Source organism: Cryobacterium sp. 10S3 (assembly GCF_034344045.1).
GTDB classification, from domain to species: Bacteria; Actinomycetota; Actinomycetes; order Actinomycetales; family Microbacteriaceae; genus Cryobacterium; species Cryobacterium glucosi.
On the sequence record NZ_CP133773.1, the window covers coordinates 843787 to 859819 of the forward strand.

General features: G+C 69.5%; 16 protein-coding genes and 1 pseudogene. 11 read left to right on the plus strand and 6 right to left on the minus strand.

All coding sequences use genetic code 11. The annotated features are described in order from the left end of the window. Positions 1 to 49 precede the first annotated feature (49 nt). From RHM57_RS03910 to RHM57_RS03925, 4 genes are all read left to right on the plus strand, one after another. A complete protein-coding gene (locus RHM57_RS03910; RefSeq protein WP_322136182.1) occupies positions 50 to 1189 on the plus strand; it encodes a hypothetical protein in 1140 nt (379 codons plus the stop codon). A gap of 97 nt (positions 1190 to 1286) precedes the next feature. Beyond that, positions 1287 to 1604: a ferredoxin gene (gene fdxA, locus RHM57_RS03915; protein WP_104099174.1), complete on the plus strand. Its 318-nt coding sequence runs from the start codon at positions 1287 to 1289 to the stop codon at positions 1602 to 1604. Between the two features lie 6 nt (positions 1605 to 1610). Continuing rightward, positions 1611 to 2717 carry a succinyldiaminopimelate transaminase gene (gene dapC / locus RHM57_RS03920; RefSeq protein WP_255454132.1) on the plus strand — a complete coding sequence of 369 codons (1107 nt, stop codon included), beginning with the start codon at positions 1611 to 1613 and terminating at the stop codon, positions 2715 to 2717. Between the two features lie 217 nt (positions 2718 to 2934). Further along, positions 2935 to 4245: a citrate synthase gene (locus RHM57_RS03925; protein WP_198413359.1), complete on the plus strand. Its 1311-nt coding sequence runs from the start codon at positions 2935 to 2937 to the stop codon at positions 4243 to 4245. Positions 4246 to 4317: 72 nt separating this feature from the next. Here RHM57_RS03925 and dapD read toward each other — a convergent pair whose 3' ends face one another. Beyond that, positions 4318 to 5298 carry a 2,3,4,5-tetrahydropyridine-2,6-dicarboxylate N-succinyltransferase gene (dapD, locus tag RHM57_RS03930; RefSeq protein WP_322140714.1) on the minus strand — a complete coding sequence of 327 codons (981 nt, stop codon included), beginning with the start codon at positions 5296 to 5298 and terminating at the stop codon, positions 4318 to 4320. Positions 5299 to 5372: 74 nt separating this feature from the next. On the opposite strand from dapD, the gene dapE reads away from it, so the two are divergent. The 3 genes from dapE (at position 5373) to RHM57_RS03945 (ending at position 8079) form a co-directional block, all read left to right on the plus strand. Continuing rightward, on the plus strand, positions 5373 to 6500 hold the full coding sequence (gene dapE, locus RHM57_RS03935; RefSeq protein WP_322141113.1) for a succinyl-diaminopimelate desuccinylase: 1128 nt from the start codon (positions 5373 to 5375) through the stop codon (positions 6498 to 6500). 107 nt (positions 6501 to 6607) lie between these two features. Further along, entirely contained in the window at positions 6608 to 7798 is a 1191-nt protein-coding gene (locus RHM57_RS03940; RefSeq protein WP_134449539.1) for a hypothetical protein, read from the plus strand. Between the two features lie 104 nt (positions 7799 to 7902). Continuing rightward, entirely contained in the window at positions 7903 to 8079 is a 177-nt protein-coding gene (locus RHM57_RS03945) for a DUF3117 domain-containing protein (protein ID WP_134449540.1), read from the plus strand. Positions 8080 to 8172: 93 nt separating this feature from the next. On the opposite strand, the gene RHM57_RS03950 is transcribed toward RHM57_RS03945, so the two are convergent. Then, positions 8173 to 8805 (minus strand): O-methyltransferase, encoded by a 633-nt coding sequence (locus tag RHM57_RS03950; RefSeq protein ID WP_134449541.1) that lies wholly within the window; start codon positions 8803 to 8805, stop codon positions 8173 to 8175. Positions 8806 to 8890: 85 nt separating this feature from the next. Between RHM57_RS03950 and RHM57_RS03955 the strand changes: the two genes are divergently transcribed. Further along, positions 8891 to 9280, plus strand: a complete 390-nt coding sequence (locus tag RHM57_RS03955; RefSeq protein ID WP_134449542.1) for a Sec-independent protein translocase TatB — start codon at positions 8891 to 8893, stop codon at positions 9278 to 9280. A gap of 24 nt (positions 9281 to 9304) precedes the next feature. On the opposite strand, the gene RHM57_RS03960 is transcribed toward RHM57_RS03955, so the two are convergent. Further along, on the minus strand, positions 9305 to 10204 hold the full coding sequence (locus RHM57_RS03960) for a helix-turn-helix domain-containing protein (protein WP_322140715.1): 900 nt from the start codon (positions 10202 to 10204) through the stop codon (positions 9305 to 9307). Positions 10205 to 10326: 122 nt separating this feature from the next. On the opposite strand from RHM57_RS03960, the gene ppk2 reads away from it, so the two are divergent. The 3 genes from ppk2 (at position 10327) to RHM57_RS03975 (ending at position 12637) form a co-directional block, all read left to right on the plus strand. Further along, positions 10327 to 11160 (plus strand): polyphosphate kinase 2, encoded by an 834-nt coding sequence (ppk2, locus tag RHM57_RS03965; RefSeq protein WP_174774610.1) that lies wholly within the window; start codon positions 10327 to 10329, stop codon positions 11158 to 11160. A gap of 118 nt (positions 11161 to 11278) precedes the next feature. After that, positions 11279 to 11554, plus strand: a complete 276-nt coding sequence (locus tag RHM57_RS03970; protein ID WP_241975346.1) for an ATP-dependent DNA ligase — start codon at positions 11279 to 11281, stop codon at positions 11552 to 11554. 90 nt (positions 11555 to 11644) lie between these two features. Then, positions 11645 to 12637 (plus strand): bacteriorhodopsin, encoded by a 993-nt coding sequence (locus RHM57_RS03975; RefSeq protein WP_322140716.1) that lies wholly within the window; start codon positions 11645 to 11647, stop codon positions 12635 to 12637. Positions 12638 to 12737: 100 nt separating this feature from the next. Here the strand turns inward: RHM57_RS03975 and RHM57_RS03980 are convergent, their stop codons facing one another. From RHM57_RS03980 to RHM57_RS03990, 3 genes and pseudogenes are all read right to left on the minus strand, one after another. After that, on the minus strand, positions 12738 to 13937 hold the full coding sequence (locus RHM57_RS03980; protein WP_134449546.1) for a P-loop NTPase: 1200 nt from the start codon (positions 13935 to 13937) through the stop codon (positions 12738 to 12740). A gap of 235 nt (positions 13938 to 14172) precedes the next feature. Then, positions 14173 to 14697, minus strand: a pseudogene (locus RHM57_RS03985) (DUF1003 domain-containing protein); the annotation flags it as partial. Beyond that, positions 14684 to 16015, minus strand: coding sequence for a magnesium transporter MgtE N-terminal domain-containing protein (locus RHM57_RS03990; RefSeq protein ID WP_134449548.1), 1332 nt, complete (start codon positions 16013 to 16015; stop codon positions 14684 to 14686). The pseudogene RHM57_RS03985 and the gene RHM57_RS03990, both read right to left, overlap by 14 nt. Positions 16016 to 16033 lie beyond the last annotated feature (18 nt).

Consider the following 16033-nt stretch of genomic DNA (forward strand, 5'->3'; position numbering starts at 1 on the left):
GACTCTACCGGCGGTCGGCCGCGAATGTCCAGTTATTATTCTGAGGTGGGTGTCCGCCAATCCGACCCTGGGGAGCTCATCGATGGTCATGTCCGGCAGTGCAGAACGCATCGTCTTCGTGCACGACCGTCCCGGCGACGAGGCCTGGTTCACCGGCGGGACCATCGCCCGCCTGCGCGGCGATGACGCAGGGGTCGTCGTGCTCTTCGGCGCCCGGGCGCCGGGTGACACCGGTGACAGCACCTCGGGGGCGAGCTCCGATGTGCGTGCGGCACTCTCCGCACTCGGCGTCAGCGACTGGCGTGTCCTGCCCCCTTCGACAGACCCCGCCGCGGCCGTGCGCGCCGTGCTCGACGAGGTCCGGGCGACGGCGATCGTGATCGGCGCCCGCAGCGAGCTGCTCCAGGCTGCTGCAGTGGATGCCGCGCACGCCTCCCGGGTGCCGGTCTTCGTGAGTCGCGGGGTCACCGAGGCCATCGGGCAGCGGATCGTCGCGATCGACGTCAGCGACCACATCGAGCAGAAGCTCGCCGCCCTCTCCGCATACCCGGACCGCTGGACCGTTGACGGACGCGTCGTGACGGCCGTCCGTCCCGGGGACCCCGCCGGGTCGGTCACGGGAACCGAAACCTACCTGAGGGCCACACCGCCGCCGGCCGCGCCCGCAGGCCGGGCCGCGGCATCCGCCGTTCAGGCACCACAGCCCGGAGCGGACCCGGAGGGCGCGGCGAAGCAGCCGTCCCCGGCGGACCCGGCGGACCCGACAGACCCGGCGGACCCGGCGCCGCCCCGCGCCTTCGCGACCGGAGCGCTGCGCGCCGTCGCGAGCCTCTTCGCTCTCGCCGCCGGCGTGGTCTTCGGGGTGCTCGGCACGGTGGCGCACCAGGCCACCCTCGTGCTCGGCCCCGTGACCCTGCCCGTCGGCCTCGTTCTCGCGACACTGGCGGCGAGCGCCCTCCTCGTCGGCCTCCGGCTCGTGCTCGACGACCGGGTGGTCGTGCTCGCGTGCACGATCGGCCTCGTCGGATCGATCTTCCTGTTGTCGCTCAAGAGCACGGGCGGTTCCGTGCTCGTGCCCGCCGGACTGGCCGGCACGCTGTGGACGGTGCTGCCGACCCTCGTCGCCTCGCTCGTGCTGGCCTGGCCGCGGCTCCCGCAGCGAAGGGGCCGGTCGGGCCAGGGCGCCTGAGCCAGGGTGCCTGAGCCAGGGCGCCTGAGCCACGACGCCTGACCCGGGGCGCTTGACCTAGACTGGACGTTCAGCTCGTGAAGGGAGCTCCCCGCTCGTGACCTATGTCATTGCCCTGCCGTGTGTCGACGTGAAAGACCGCGCCTGCGTGGACGAATGCCCGGTCGACTGCATTTACGAGGGCGACCGTTCCCTCTACATCCACCCGGACGAATGCGTCGACTGCGGCGCCTGCGAACCGGTCTGCCCCGTTGAGGCCATCTACTACGAGGACGACGTCCCCGAGCAGTGGGCCGAGTACTACAAGGCCAACGTCGAATTCTTCGATGACATCGGGTCTCCCGGCGGCGCCGCGAAGGTCGGCGTGATCCACAAGGACCACCCGATCATCGCCGTCCTGCCCCCGCAGGTCTGACCGGTCGTGCTCAAGCCGCTCCCTGACTACCCGTGGGACCAGATGGCGCCGTTCGCGGCCCAGGCCCGCGCGCACGCCGACGGCATCGTCGACCTGTCGATCGGCTCGCCCGTCGATCCGACCCCGGACGTCGTGCGCACCGCCCTCGCCGCGGCAACGGATGCCCACGCGTACCCGCAGACCGTCGGCACGCCTGAGCTGCAGGCCGCGATCGTCGACTGGTATGCGCGTCGTCGCGGGGTCGCCGGGCTGACGCCGGCCAACGTGCTCCCCACGATCGGTTCCAAGGAACTCGTCGCCCTCCTGCCCTTCATGCTCGGCCTCGGCGAGGGCGACACCGTCGTCCACCCGCTCGCGGCATACCCCACCTATGCCATCGGCGCCGCGATGGCCGGATGCGACGCGTTCGCCTCCGACGACCCGGCCGCGTGGCCGGCAACGACGAAGCTCATCTGGCTGAACAGCCCGGGAAACCCCGATGGCCGCGTGCTGTCGGTGTCCGAGTTGCGTGCCGCCGTCGCGCGCGCACGGGACCTCGGGGCCGTCATCGTGTCCGATGAGTGTTACGCCGAGCTCGGCTGGGCGGGACCCTGGGCGTCCGAGCCGATTCCCAGCATCCTCGACCCGCGCGTGATCGGCACCGACCGGCGCAACGTGCTCGCGATCTACTCCCTCAGCAAGCAGTCCAACATGGCCGGCTACCGCGGCGCCTTCGCGGCCGGCTGCGCCGACGTGCTCGCCCGCGTGCTCACCGTGCGGAAGCACGCCGGCCTGATGCTCCCGCAGCCGCTCCAGGCCGCGATGGTGGCCGCCCTCGGCGACGACTCCCACGTTGCGGCCCAGCGTGAACGGTACCGGGGCAGGCGAGCCGTGCTGCTGCCGGCGATCGAGGCCGCCGGGTACCGGATCGACAGGAGCGAGGCCGGCCTCTACCTGTGGGCGACGAAGGGGGTCGACTGCTGGCAGTCGATCGCCGAACTCGCCGGCCTCGGCATCCTCGCCGGACCGGGATCCTTCTACGGGGACGGGTACCCGCAGCACGTTCGATTCTCGCTCACGGCGACGGATGAGCGCATCCACGCAGCCGCCGCTCGGCTCCGGTCGCTAGAGTAGCAACTGCCCACGGTGTACCCGGAGCGGGTAACATCGACATTCTTGTGGCACTCCTCCGGTGAAACTGCCGAAATTTTGGCGGATGCAACAGTAGGTGGTGGGGCCGATTAGGCTGTATTCGCTTGGACGTCTCTAGCCACACCGGTGTGCCATGGCGGCCACCCCCAGTCCGTAAGGCAGTGATTCAGTGACACTCAGTGATATTCAGGGAGGCGCCGTGAGCGACGTCGTACAGCGAACACCGTCCATCGACCCCTTGGGGGCGACGCTCGCCTTCCCAGGGGGCATCGCCGAGTTCCCGATCGCCCACGGGACCGAGGGCCCCTCCGGCATCGATATCTCGACACTGACCCGGCAGACCGGGCTCGTCACCCTGGACTCCGGCTTCGTGAACACCGCGGCGACCCGTTCGGCGATCACGTACATCGACGGCGGCAAGGGCATCCTGCGCTACCGCGGCTACCCGATCGAACAGATCGCCCAGAACTCCAACTTCCTTGAGACCGCGTGGCTGCTCATCTACGGCGAACTGCCGAGCGCAGGCGAGCTCGAGGCCTTCGACAAGCGCATCCGCAAGCACACCCTGCTGCACGAGGACATGCGCCGCTTCTTCGACGTGCTGCCGTTCAACGCGCACCCGATGTCCGTGCTCGCCTCCGGCGTCTCCGCGATGGCCGCGTACTACCAGGACTCGCTCGACCCGAACGACCCGGACCAGGTCGAAATCGCCACGATCCACCTGCTCGCCAAGCTTCCGGTCATGGCGGCGTACGCCCACAAGAAGAGCGTCGGGCAGGCCTTCCTCTACCCGGACAACTCCCTCGGCTACGTCGACAACTTCCTCAAGCTCATCTTCGGGACCCTCGCGGAGCCGTACGAAGTCGATCCCGTGGTGAGCAAGGCGCTCGAACGCCTGCTGATGCTGCACGAAGACCACGAGCAGAACGCCTCGACGTCGACCGTGCGCCTCGTCGGCTCCACCGAGGCCAACCTCTTCGCCTCTGTGTCCGCCGGCATCAGCGCTCTCTCCGGTCCGCTGCACGGCGGCGCGAACGAGGCCGTGCTCAAGATGCTCGGCGAGATCAGGGCCTCCGGCGAGAGCGTGGAGAAGTTCGTCGAACGGGTCAAGAACAAGGAGCAGGGCGTGCGCCTGATGGGCTTCGGCCACCGGGTGTACAAGAACTACGACCCGCGCGCGACCCTCGTCAAGGAGAGCGCCGACGAGGTGCTCGCCGCCCTCGGCGTCAAGGACGACCTCCTCGACATCGCCAAGGAGCTCGAGCACATCGCCCTCAACGACGACTACTTCCGCGAGCGCAAGCTCTACCCCAACGTCGACTTCTACACCGGCGTCATCTACAAGGCGATGGGCTTCCCGACGAGCATGTTCACGGTCCTCTTCGCCGTGGGCCGCCTTCCCGGCTGGGTCGCGCACTGGCGCGAGATGAACGCGGACCCGACGACGAAGATCGGCCGCCCACAGCAGTTGTACACGGGCTCCCCGGCCAGGGACTTCCCCCGCCGCTAGCTGCACACCCGCAGAACGACGGATGCCCGGCACGCGATCGCGTGCCGGGCATCCGCTTTCGTCGGACCAGGGTCAGGCGTGCAACTGCTCGTTCAGGACGATGCCGTTCCCGCTGCGGGCGAGAACCTCGACGGCGCCCGACATCGAGTTGCGTCGGAAGAGCAGATTCGGCAACCCGGACAGCTCGACGGCCTTCATCGTCTGCATGCGGCCGTCCGCGGTGCGCGGCTGGTCGGGCAGGGACACCTTCGTGCCTGCCGTGACGTAGAGGCCGGCCTCGACGACGGAATCGTTCCCGATCGAGATGCCGATGCCGGAGTTCGCGCCGAGCAGGGCGCGTTCGCCGATGCGCACGCGCTCGGTGCCGCCGCCGGACAGGGTGCCCATGATCGAGGCGCCGCCGCCGATGTCAGCGCCGTTGCCGACGACGACCCCCTGCGAAATGCGCCCCTCGACCATGGAGACGCCGAGGGTGCCCGCGTTGAAGTTCACGAAGCCCTCGTGCATGACCGTGGTGCCGGGGGAGAGGTAGGCGCCGAGGCGGACCCGCGAGGCGTCCGCGATCCGCACCCGGTCGGGGGTGACGTAGTTCAGCAGCGGCGGGAACTTGTCAACGCCGCTGGCCTGGATGCCCGCGCGCTGCAAGGCCGGGCGCAGCCGGTCGAAGTCGGCGGGAAGCATCGGGCCGGCGTTCGTCCACACCACGACGGGCAGGTGGCCGAAGATGCCCTCGAGGTTGATGCTGTTGGGCCTGACGAGCAGGTGCGAGAGCAGGTGCAGCCGCAGGTAGGCATCCGCAGTGCCGGCCGGCGGCGCGGTGAGGTCGATCTCGATCGTCACGGTCTCGAGGCGCACGGCACGCCGCGGGTCCGCCCCGGCGAGTTCGGTGACCGAGGCGGGCACGATCCACCGGTCGCGGCCGGCGGGCAGCGAGCCGAGCAGGGGAGCGGGGAACCAGGTGTCGAGGACCGTGCCGTCCTCGGCGACGGTGGCCAGGCCGTAGCCCCAGGCGGTGGTGGGGACGGCGGACTGCGGGGACTCTGTCTCGGTCATTCCTCTAGATTAGTAGGGTGCCTTCGACCCCCCAGCCCGTGTCCGTGCCCGTATCCCCGCCGGTGAACCCGTACGTGAACCCTGCACCGGATGCAGCGGGCACCCGCCGCGCCCGCCAGCTCGACCTCGCCGCGTCCTCCGTTTCGATCACACAGGCGATCTGCGACATCGAGTCCGTCTCGGGTGATGAGACCCCCCTCGCGGACGCCGTCGAGCAGGCGCTCACCGGACTCGCGCACCTCGAGGTCATCCGCGACGGTGACACGGTCGTCGCCCGCACCCGCCTCGGCCGCGACCGGCGGGTCATCATCGCCGGCCACCTCGACACCGTCCCGGTCAACGACAACCTGCCGACCCGGTTCGAGACCGTCGACGGCGTCGAGCACCTCTGGGGCCGCGGCACGGTGGACATGAAGGCCGGCGTCGCCGTTCAGCTGAAGCTCGCCGCCGAGCTCACAGACCCCGGCCTGGACGTGACCTGGATGTGGTACGACCACGAGGAGGTCTCCGACGAGCTCAACGGCCTCGGCCGGCTCGCCCGGAACCGCCCCGACCTCTTCGAGGGCGACTTCGCCATCCTCGGCGAACCCAGCAACGGCCAGGTCGAGGGCGGCTGCAACGGCAACCTGCGGTTCGAGGTGCGCACCCACGGGCTGCGCGCGCACTCCGCCCGCAGCTGGGTGGGCGAGAACGCCATCCACAAGGCCGCCCCGATCCTCGCCGTCCTCGCCGGCTACGAGCCTCGCGCCGTCGAGGTCGAGGGCCTCGTCTACCGGGAGGGCCTGAACGCCGTCGGGATCAGCGGCGGCATCGCCGGCAACGTCATCCCCGACGAGTGCATGGTGCACATCAACTACCGCTTCGCCCCGAGCCGCAGCTCCGCGGAGGCCCTTGAGCACGTGCGCGAACTGTTCGCCGGGTACGAGATCACCGTCGTCGACCGCGCGGAGGGCGCGCGCCCGGGACTCGACGCCCCGCTCGCGCAGGAATTCCTCGCCTTCGTCGGAGCCGAAGCCCGGCCCAAGTACGGCTGGACGGACGTCGCCCGGTTCTCCGCTCTCGGCATCCCTGCCGTCAACTACGGGCCCGGCGACCCGCTCAAGGCCCACGCCGACGACGAGCGCGTCGCCGTGCACCAGATCACGGACTGCGAGGTCGCCCTCCGGTCCTGGCTGACCGCCGCCCCGGGCCGGAAGCTCTAGCCGTGGCCGCGGAGGCCCCGCCTCGTCCTCCGAGGGGGAGACCGCCGCGCTCGCTGCGCGGGACGTCGCCAACGCCGCGGGTCCCGCCGTCCCAGGCGGCGCAGCGGATGCTGCCGGCCCGCTGGCGGGCCCGCGCCCGGCTGGCCCCGTGGTGGGCCGGTGTCGCCGGCATCTGGGTGCTGTCCCGCGTTGTGACGACCACCCTCGTCCTGATCCTGGCGCGCGTCCAGGGCGCGAACCCGTGGACCGGCGCCAGCCCGGGGTACTTCGACTTCGCCAACATCTGGGACGCCCGCTGGTACAACATCGTCGCCGTGTCCGGCTACCCGGCGGTGCTGCCCGTCACGAGCACCGGCCACATCGGCGAGAACGCGTGGGCGTTCCTGCCCGGCTACCCCGCCGTCGTGCGCGTCCTGATGTTCCTCACCGGGGCGCCGTGGGCGCCGGCCGCCGTGGTCGTCTCGCTCGCCTTCAGCCTCGGGGCCACCCTGGTCTTCTACCGGCTGATGCTGCGCGTCCAGGGCCGCGGCACCGCACTGTTCGCCGTCGTGCTGTTCTGCGTCGCGCCCCTGACCCCGATCCTGCAGTTCGGCTACGCCGAGGCGATGTACCTCTTCTTCCTCACCCTCGCCCTCCTGCTGCTCCTCGAACGGCGCTACGTGCTGCTGTTCCCCGTGGTCGCGGTGATGGCGTTCACCCGGCCGAGCGGCCTCGCCTTCGCCCTCGCACTCGGGTTCCACATCGTGCATCGCTGGCTGACCCGTCGCAGCGACCCGTTCCCAGCGGCAGAACGCCTCACCGCTGCATCCGTCACCGTCTTCAGCGCCCTCAGCGGCTTCGCCTGGCCGCTCATCGCCTGGATCGCGACCGGCTCGGCGACCGCATACACCGACACCGAGCTCGCCTGGCGGTCCTCGTACATCGGTTACCAGGAACTCGTGCCCTTCACAGCCTGGTTCCAGGGCGGGATCTGGTGGCTCGGCACACCGCTCGGCATCGTCGTGGTGCTCGCGCTCGTCGTCGGCTTCGCCGTCCTGCTGTTCACTCCCGCGGTCCGCCGGCTCGGCGTGGACCTGAGATTCTGGCTCGCCGCATACGGGCTCTACCTCTTCGCGGTCTTCTTCCCGCAATCGAGCACCTTCCGGCTGCTGATGCCGATGTTCCCGGTGCTCGGCGCGATCGCGCAGCCGAAACGGCTCTGGTACCGGATCGGGATCGTGGTGCTGTGCGTCCTCGGCCAGTGGGGGTGGCTGCTGATCTGCTGGGGCGTCGACGGTAAGGACTGGACGCCGCCCTAACCGTGCGCGACCGCCTTCGTTACCCGCCCGGACCTCGTGAATTTTCGTCTCGGGCCGCGATGGTCGATAATAGAAGTTCAGACGAATGAGTGGAAGGGGAGTTCATGGCGGCCATGAAGCCACGGACCGGAGACGGGCCAATGGAGGCTGTAAAGGAGGGGCGCCTGATCATTGTGCGTGTTCCGCTCGAGGGCGGAGGACGACTCGTCGTCTCTGTGAACGACGCGGAAGCCAAGGAGCTTCACGATGCACTCGCCGGCGTAGTACGCCCGGTTGCCTAGCGTCGGAGATCACGTCTCCACCTCGTAACCGAGGAGAATTACGGATCGGCCGTGCAGCCCTGCTGCGCGGCCGATCTTTTTCGTGCCGGTGCGCTACGCGCGGAGCTTGGTGATCTGCAGCAGGCCGTCGCCGACGGGCGACAGGGCGCTGATCACGGCGGTCGAGCCGCTGATCTCGCTCAGCAGGGTGCGGAAGCCGGTGGCGACCTCGTCGCGCTGCGCCGGGTTCGCGACGCGGCCGCGCCAGAGGGCGTGGGCCACGAGCACGGTTCCGCCCGGCCGGGCCAGCCGCAGCCCGTGCTCGACGTATTCGATGACCGACTGCGGGTCGGCGTCGATGAAGACGATGTCGTACGAGTTCTCATTCATCCGGGGGAGGACATCCGCTGCCTTGCCCGTGATCAGCCGTACCCGGTTCGCCGGGATCTTCGCCTCCGTGAACAGGGCGCGGGCGTGCTGCTGGTGGTCGACCTCGGTGTCGATCGAGGTGAGGGTAGCCCCTGGCGCCCCGGTCAGGAGCCAGATGCCGGAGACGCCGGCCCCCGTGCCGACCTCGAGGATGCTGCGTGCTCCGGTCGCTGCGGCGATCACGGCCGACTGGGCACCGACCGCCGGGGAGATCGCGTCGATGCCGAGCTCGAGCGACTGCTGGCGCGCCCGGATGACGGCCTCGCTCTCAACGACAGAGTCGTCGGAAAACTTCCAGTTCAAATCTTTGTCAGACACGGTGCAACTCCAGTTTTGTATGGGTCCAGCTTAAGGGGGCTCCCCGCCGGTCGGAGGAGGCCCCGCCGCGCGTTATCCTCAACCTATGCTTGGTTTGACGTTCGAGAAGCTCCTCCTGGTCGGGATCGTCGCCGTCTTCCTGCTCGGACCCGAGAAGCTTCCCCACTACGCGGCCCAGCTCGCCCGGCTCGTCCGGCAGCTCCGGGACCTGGCCAACGGCGCCAAGGAACGCATGCGCGACGAGATGGGCCCCGAATTCGACGACGTCGACTGGAAGAAGCTCGACCCGCGCCAGTACGACCCGCGCCGGATCATCCGTGAGGCCCTCATCGAGGATGAACCGGTCAAGGAGCAGTCCGCCGTCGTGTCCCGGGTGTCGCCGAACCCGAACGGCGCATACCTGTCCAGGAAGCGGGCGAAGGAGAACGCCCTCGCGCCGGCGGAACCCGCTCCGTTCGACTCGGAGGCCACGTAGCAGCACCCGACAACGGCCGTCCGCTCAGGCACGGGCCTGCACGGGCCGTTCGGCGCCGAGCTGCGCCGCGAGAGCGTTCGCCGATGCGCGCAACCGCAGCGTGAGCGCGCCGAGTTCGGCTGTCCCCCACTCCCCGATCACGGCGACACCGAGGGCGGCGATCACGCCGGGCGCCCGCACCGGGACCGCGAGGCACGCGTTGCCGTGGGCCGCTCCCTGGTGCGTGCCGCGGGCATCCGCCGGGCGGGGGAGCGTGACCGTGCCATAGAGGTGCGTTGCCGTGTGTGTGCCGGCGGCCGTGCCCGCGTTCGTCACGCTCGCCGGGCCTGCCAGGTGCGCAGCGTTCGAACCGTTTGCGGCGTATGCGACATGGGCAGCGTGCGCGGCGGGGATGCCACGGGCGTCTGGCGCCCCCGGCGCGGCGTGGGCCCCCGGCGGACGGCCGTGCGCGGCGAGGAAGTCGGCGCGCTGCTCGCGGCTGAGCTGGGAGAGGATCTGGCGGCCGAGTGCGGAGGCGTACGGGCTGGCGCTGAGCCCTGTCCACGGCTCGGATCTCGGGGTGCCCGCGGCGTCGACGATGTCGATGAGGCCCACCCTCCCGTCGCTGAAGCGCGCGAGGTACGCCGTCGCGCCGTTCTCCCCGGCAACCTGGCGGAGGGTGTGGCGCACCCGGGCGAGAAAGACGCCGGCGTCTGCGTCGCGGAGGCTCGGGAACCGGAGCCCGAGGACGAGGCCGTCGGGCTCCGTGCCGAGATAGCCCTCGTGCACGAGGGTCCTGGTCAGGTTGTACGCCGTGCCGAGGCTGAGCCCCGAGGCCTGGGCGACCGCCTTGACGGGCATCGGCCGGGGGGCGCCCGAGACGATGTCAACGATCCTCAGGGCGCGCTGGACCGAGGAAATGAGGGTGCGGTGTTCCAGCGCCATCCCGCTCCTAACCTGTCGCCCGCGACTGTTCGGAACAGGATAGACAGACTCGCCCGCGCCGGATAGAGCCATCCGGGTCGTTCTGGCTCCTAGGCTGTCATCACGCGAACGAAAGGTCGGGGATGGCGAAGAAGAAACCCACACCAGGCAGGATCCGCAAGGCCGAATACAACGCCGAGCTGCGCAGGCTGCAGACGGAGCTCGTCGCCATGCAGGAGTGGGTGCGCGAGTCGGGCGCCCGCATCGTCGTGATCTTCGAGGGCCGCGATGCTGCGGGCAAGGGCTCGGCCATCAAGCGGGTCACGGAGTACCTGAATCCGCGGATCGCCCGGATCGTCGCGCTGCCGGTGCCGACAGACCGTGAGCGTGGCCAGTGGTATTTCCAGCGGTACATCGAGCACCTGCCGTCGACGGGGGAGATGGTGCTGATGGACCGCTCCTGGTACAACCGGGCCGGCGTCGAACGCGTGATGGGGTACTGCACCCCCGACGAGTACCGCCGGTTCCTGCACCAGGCGCCCCTCTTCGAGCGGATGCTGGTCGAGGACGGGATCCTCCTCGTCAAGTATTGGTTCTCCGTATCCGACCACGAGCAGGAGGCCCGGTTCCGCTCGAGGCTCAAGGACCCGATGCGTCGCTGGAAGCTCTCGGAGACCGACCTGCTCTCGATCACGAAGTGGGTGGACTACTCCAAGGCCAAGGATGAGATGTTCGTGCACACCGACATCGCCGAGGCGCCCTGGTGGGTCGTCGAGAGCGAGGACAAGCTCGCGGCCAGGCTCAACATGATCAACCATCTGCTCTCGATCGTGCCGTACGAGCACCGTGAACCGCCGCGGGTCTCGATTCCGCATCGGCCGCAGGGCGCCGACTACGAGCGTCCGCCGCGCGAACTCAACCGCACCGTCCCCGACCATGCGGCTACGCTCGGTGGAGCCGGTGACGCGTCCGGATAGCAGCTGCTAGGCGGCGGGGGATTCGTCCGTTAGAGTAAGCCATCCGGAGGGGGAGCTCATGGGTACGTTGTTGTACGGCAGTCCAGGAATTGTGGTCAGTTTTGAGGATCGTGCCCTGATGCACCTGCAGATCGTCATTACGACGAAACTGCGGCGCAGGGAGGGCTTCATTTTTTCGTGGACGGAGTCGGCCGATGACGAGACCGAGAGCGGGCGCAGCGCCATCTGGCTCGATGCCAGCAGCACACTCTATTACCGCTATTCGGTCAGCCGGGTGCCGAACATCAACCGGGACTGGATCGAGCGGCTGATGGTGTCGGCGAACAGCGCGGGCGGCCTGTTCTTCTCCGTGGAACCGCCGCCGGTCGTCCCTGTCCTGAAATCACGATCCTGACACTCGTTCCACGACCGTTCGCTCCTGGCTCTCCTGCTCGTTCCTGACGCACTCACGTTTCGAAGACACCGTCGCTGATGAAGGGTATCCGTGTTAGTCCGATCCCTGGCCGCCCCGTGGGAGGCCGGACTCTCCCCGGCCCAGTACCAGCTCATCTGCTATTTCGTGGGGATGGGCGCCCTGTGCTTCTTCGTGGGTTTCCTGCGGGCCTGGGTGACCCGGGGGGAGGTCGGCGCCCGGTACCGGACCGCCGTTGTCGCGCGGCTCGGCATCATGAGCGCCATGTTCCTGTCCTACCTCGTCCTCCTGTCCGGTCTTCTCTTCGGGTATACCCGTGAAGGCGCGGAGTTCGTGCCCAACGGGCTTGCGCTCCTCACCTTCGGCGTGCGCTACGTCGAGTGGTCGGTTGCGGTTCCCCTCGTCGTCATCGAGCTCCTCGCCGTGTGCGTCGTCCTCGGCGGCGTGGCCCGGCGCATCCGCCTGATCGCGATGGCCGGCGGTTTCTTCATGGTGTTCCTGGCGTACCTGGGCGCGATCGTCGCCTCGGGGGGCACGGATGCCGCCGCGCTCGTCGGGTGGGGGATCGCCGCCGGAGTGTTCTGGCTGGCGACGACGGCCCTGCTCGCGAGCGTGGTGCGGCGCTCCCTGCCCGTGCTCACGGTGGATTCGGCCGCACTGCTGCGCTCCGCGACCATACTGCTGCTGTCCTCGTGGGCGGTGTACCCGATCGTGTACGCGATGCCGCTCGTCGGCTCCGGTGGGACGCTCATCGTGGTCATGCAGATCATGCTCACCGTCGCCGACATCGTCGCGAAGATCTGGTTCGGCGGCGTGCTCCACCGCGTGGCCAAGCTCCGGACCGCGGAGGACGTCCGTGCGGGCCGTGACGTTCACCCGGAGGCGATCTGGATCTCCTCGGTCAAGCAGTCTGACGCCGGCAAGCCGCGGGAGGTGTACCTCGCGGCCGGTGCGGCCGTGCACGTGCGGCGTCCGCAGCCGCCGACGAGTACGGCCGCGCCGACCTCGCAGCCCGAACTGTTCGCGGACCCGCAGCCCGAGCTGTTCGCCGACCTCGAGCCCTAGCGTCGTCCCGACCCTGAGGTGTCGCACATCGACGTTCGCGGGCCGTGTGAACGTCGATATGCGACACCTCACGCCCGGGCGCGCGGCGCGGTGACCGGCGTTATTTGAGGGAGACGCCGAGGCTGCGGCCGGAGAGGCCGCGGGCGCGGGAGAACAGCCGCTCGGCGACCGCGTCGATCGCGAGGGCCGCCGGGTCGAGCGGGTCGCTCAGCACGACCGGGCGACCGTCGTCGCCGCCGGTGCGGAGCGGAACGCTGAGAGGGACGCTCGCCAGGAGCGGCACCGGCGTGTCCTGGCCGGCCGAGAGTCGCCGCGCGACCTCGGCTCCGCCTCCGGCGCCGAAGAGCTCGAGCAGGCTGCCGTCGGGCTGGAGGGCGCCGGACATGTTCTCGATCACGCCGAAGATGGTCTGCCCGGTCTGGCGGGCGACGACGCCGCTGCGTTCGGCGATGTCCGCCGCGGCGGGCTGCGGGGTCGTCACGACGATGACCTCGGCCTGGGGCAGCAGCTGACCGATCGAGATCGCCACGTCGCCGGTCCCTGGCGGGAGGTCGAGCAGGAGCACGTCGAGGTCGCCGAAGTAGACCTCGGTGAGGAACTGGGTGATCGTCCGGTGCAGCATCGGCCCGCGCCAGGCGACCGCGACGCCGCCGTCCTCCACGAACATGCCGATCGAGATGACCTTCACGTCGTAATTGATCGGCGGCAGGATCATGTCGCCGACCCTGGTCGGTTTGACCGCTGTCCCCTTGGCGCCGTCGACGCCGGGCGTGACGAGGCCGAGCAGTCCGGGAATGGAGAAACCGTAGACATCCGCGTCGACGACGCCGACCTTGAGGCCGCGGCCGGAGAGCGCGACGGCGAGGTTCGCCGTGATCGTCGACTTGCCGACGCCGCCCTTGCCGCTCGTCACGAGGTAGACCCGGGTGAGGGAACCCGCACCGAACTGCGTCGTGCGCGCGGCCGCGCCGCCGCGGAGTTTCTCGGTCATCGTGCGGCGCTGCTCACGGGTCATCACGCCGACCGACACGGTCACGTGTCCTGGACCGGCGACGGACTCTGCCGTCTCGAGCACGTCCCGTTCGATCTGGCGTGCGGCGGGGCATCCGGCGATCGTGAGCAGCAGGTCGACGGTGGTGTGCCCGTTCCCGGTGTGCACCCCGGCGACCATGCCGAGCTCGGTGATCGGCTTGCGGATCTCCGGGTCGATCACCCGGGAGAGCGCAGCGCCGACCCTGGCGTCGATCCCGGCGGGGTCGGCGGTTGCCGTACCCGGTGCCAGGGGCGAGTCAGCGGCCAATCGGGGGTCGCTCCTCGATGGTCCTGGCGGATGCCGGGGGTGAGGCGGGCGTTGCCGGTGCGGCTGATGGTGCGGGTACGGCTGACGCAGCTGGTGCGGTTGTGGGTTCGACGCCCCGTGCCGTCGCCTGCGCCGTGGCGGTTGCCCTGTCCTGGCCTGCCTCGCGGTCGTGGTCGTGGTCGTGGTCGATTTCCCGCTCGCGGTCGCCCTTGCGGGAGCGTTTGCGGCTGCGCTTCTCCTCGTCCTCACGCTGTTCGAGGTTCTCGAGCAGGGCGCGGAGTTCGCTGCGGAGGAAGTCGCGGGAGGCGAGGTCCTTCATGCCGAGGCGGAGGGCGACGACCTCGCGGGCGAGGTACTCGGTGTCGGCGAGGTTGCGTTCGGCGCGCTGCCGGTCCTGTTCGAACTGGACCCTGTCGCGGTCGTCCTGACGGTTCTGCGCGAGCAGGATCATCGGGGCGGCATAGGAGGCCTGCATCGAGAGCACGAGGGTGAGTGCGATGAAGCCGAGCGCGACGGAGTCGAAGCGCCATGCGACGGGGGCGAGGGTGTTCCAGCCCATCCAGAAGAGAACGAAAAGCGTGAGCCCGAGCAGGAACCACGGGGTGCCCATGCCGCGGGCGATGGCCTCTGTCAGCCGGCCGAAACGGTCGCTCGACGGCCGGTCGCGGTTGCGATTGCGGTTCCTGGTTCGCGACAGGGGAGCGACGCGCAGGCCCTTGGGCGAGTCGAGGCGTTGATCCGAGCGATCACTTCGGGCCATTGCCGGTCCTCCGTCCGTGTGGCAGCGGGATACTTCCCGTCTTCAGCTCGCTGCGGGCGGCTGCCCGGCGGCGTACATCGTCATTGCCGTCGTGACTTCGCCAGTCGTCTGGCAACAGGTAGTCGAGGACATCGTCAATTGTCACCACCCCGACGAGTCGGTGGTTGTCGTCGACAACGGGAACGGAGACGAGGTCGTAGCTCGCGAGGATCCGGGTGACCTCCGCGGCCGAGGTGTCTGCGGTGACGGGGTCGAGACCCTGGTCGAGCAGCGTGCCGAGGCGCTCGTGCGGCGGGTAGCGCAGCATCCGCTGGAAATGCACCATGCCGAGGAAACGGCCGGTCGGCGGCTCGTACGGCGGGAGGGTGACGCAGATCGCAGCTCCGAGCGCTGGCGCGAGGTCGTGGCGGCGGATCAGGGCGAGGCCCTCTGCGACGGTCGCGTCGGCGGAGACGATGATGGGCTCCGTCGTCATCAGGCCACCGGCCGTGTCCGGCGCGTAGGTGAGCAGGAAGCGCACGTCGTCGGCTTCCTCCGGCTCCATCAGGTCGAGCAGCTGCTCGCCGTGTTCCTCAGGCAGCTGGGCGATGAGGTCGGCTGCGTCGTCCGGTTGCATGTGGTCGAGCACGTCGGCGGCGCGGGCGTCGCCGAGCCGGGTGAGGATGGCGACCTGTTCGGTCTCCGGCATCTCCTCGAGGACGTCGGCGAGGCGGCCGTCGGGAAGCTCGCTCGCGACCTCGTGCATGCGCTCGGGCGGAAGGTCGAGCATCGTGTTGGCGAGGTCGGCGGGCTTGAGGTCGGAATAGGTCGCGATGAGCTGCTCGGCGGACTGGGCCTGGCCGACGGTGGTCTTCTCGCGGACGTCGCTCCAGGTGGCGAACGTCGTCGCGCCCTTCGCGAAGAGGGACACGCTCGCCTTGGGACGGCGGACGAAGAGCTGGGCGATCTCCCAGGCTCCCTGCTTGGTCTCCTCGATCGACACGTCCTCGACGGTCGCCTCGCCGGAGCCGTCGTTGAAGATGACCTCGCGGCCCAGGAGCTCGGCAATGACGCGGACCTCGCCGCCGCGCTGTTCGAAGCGGCGCACGTTGATCAGGCCGGTCGTGATGATCTGGCCGGAGCCGATGCTCGTTACCCGGCTCATCGACACGAAGACGCGGCGCTTGCCCGGGATTTCCACAATGAGTCCGACCGCGAGGGGCGGATCGTCTTTTCGGTAGACCACGAGCACGTCACGGACCTTGCCGACGCGGTCGCCCGCGGGGTCGAAGACGGAACACCCGGCCAATCGGGCGACGAAGACTCTGGTGGCAGTCACGTTACAAATGTAGGCCAC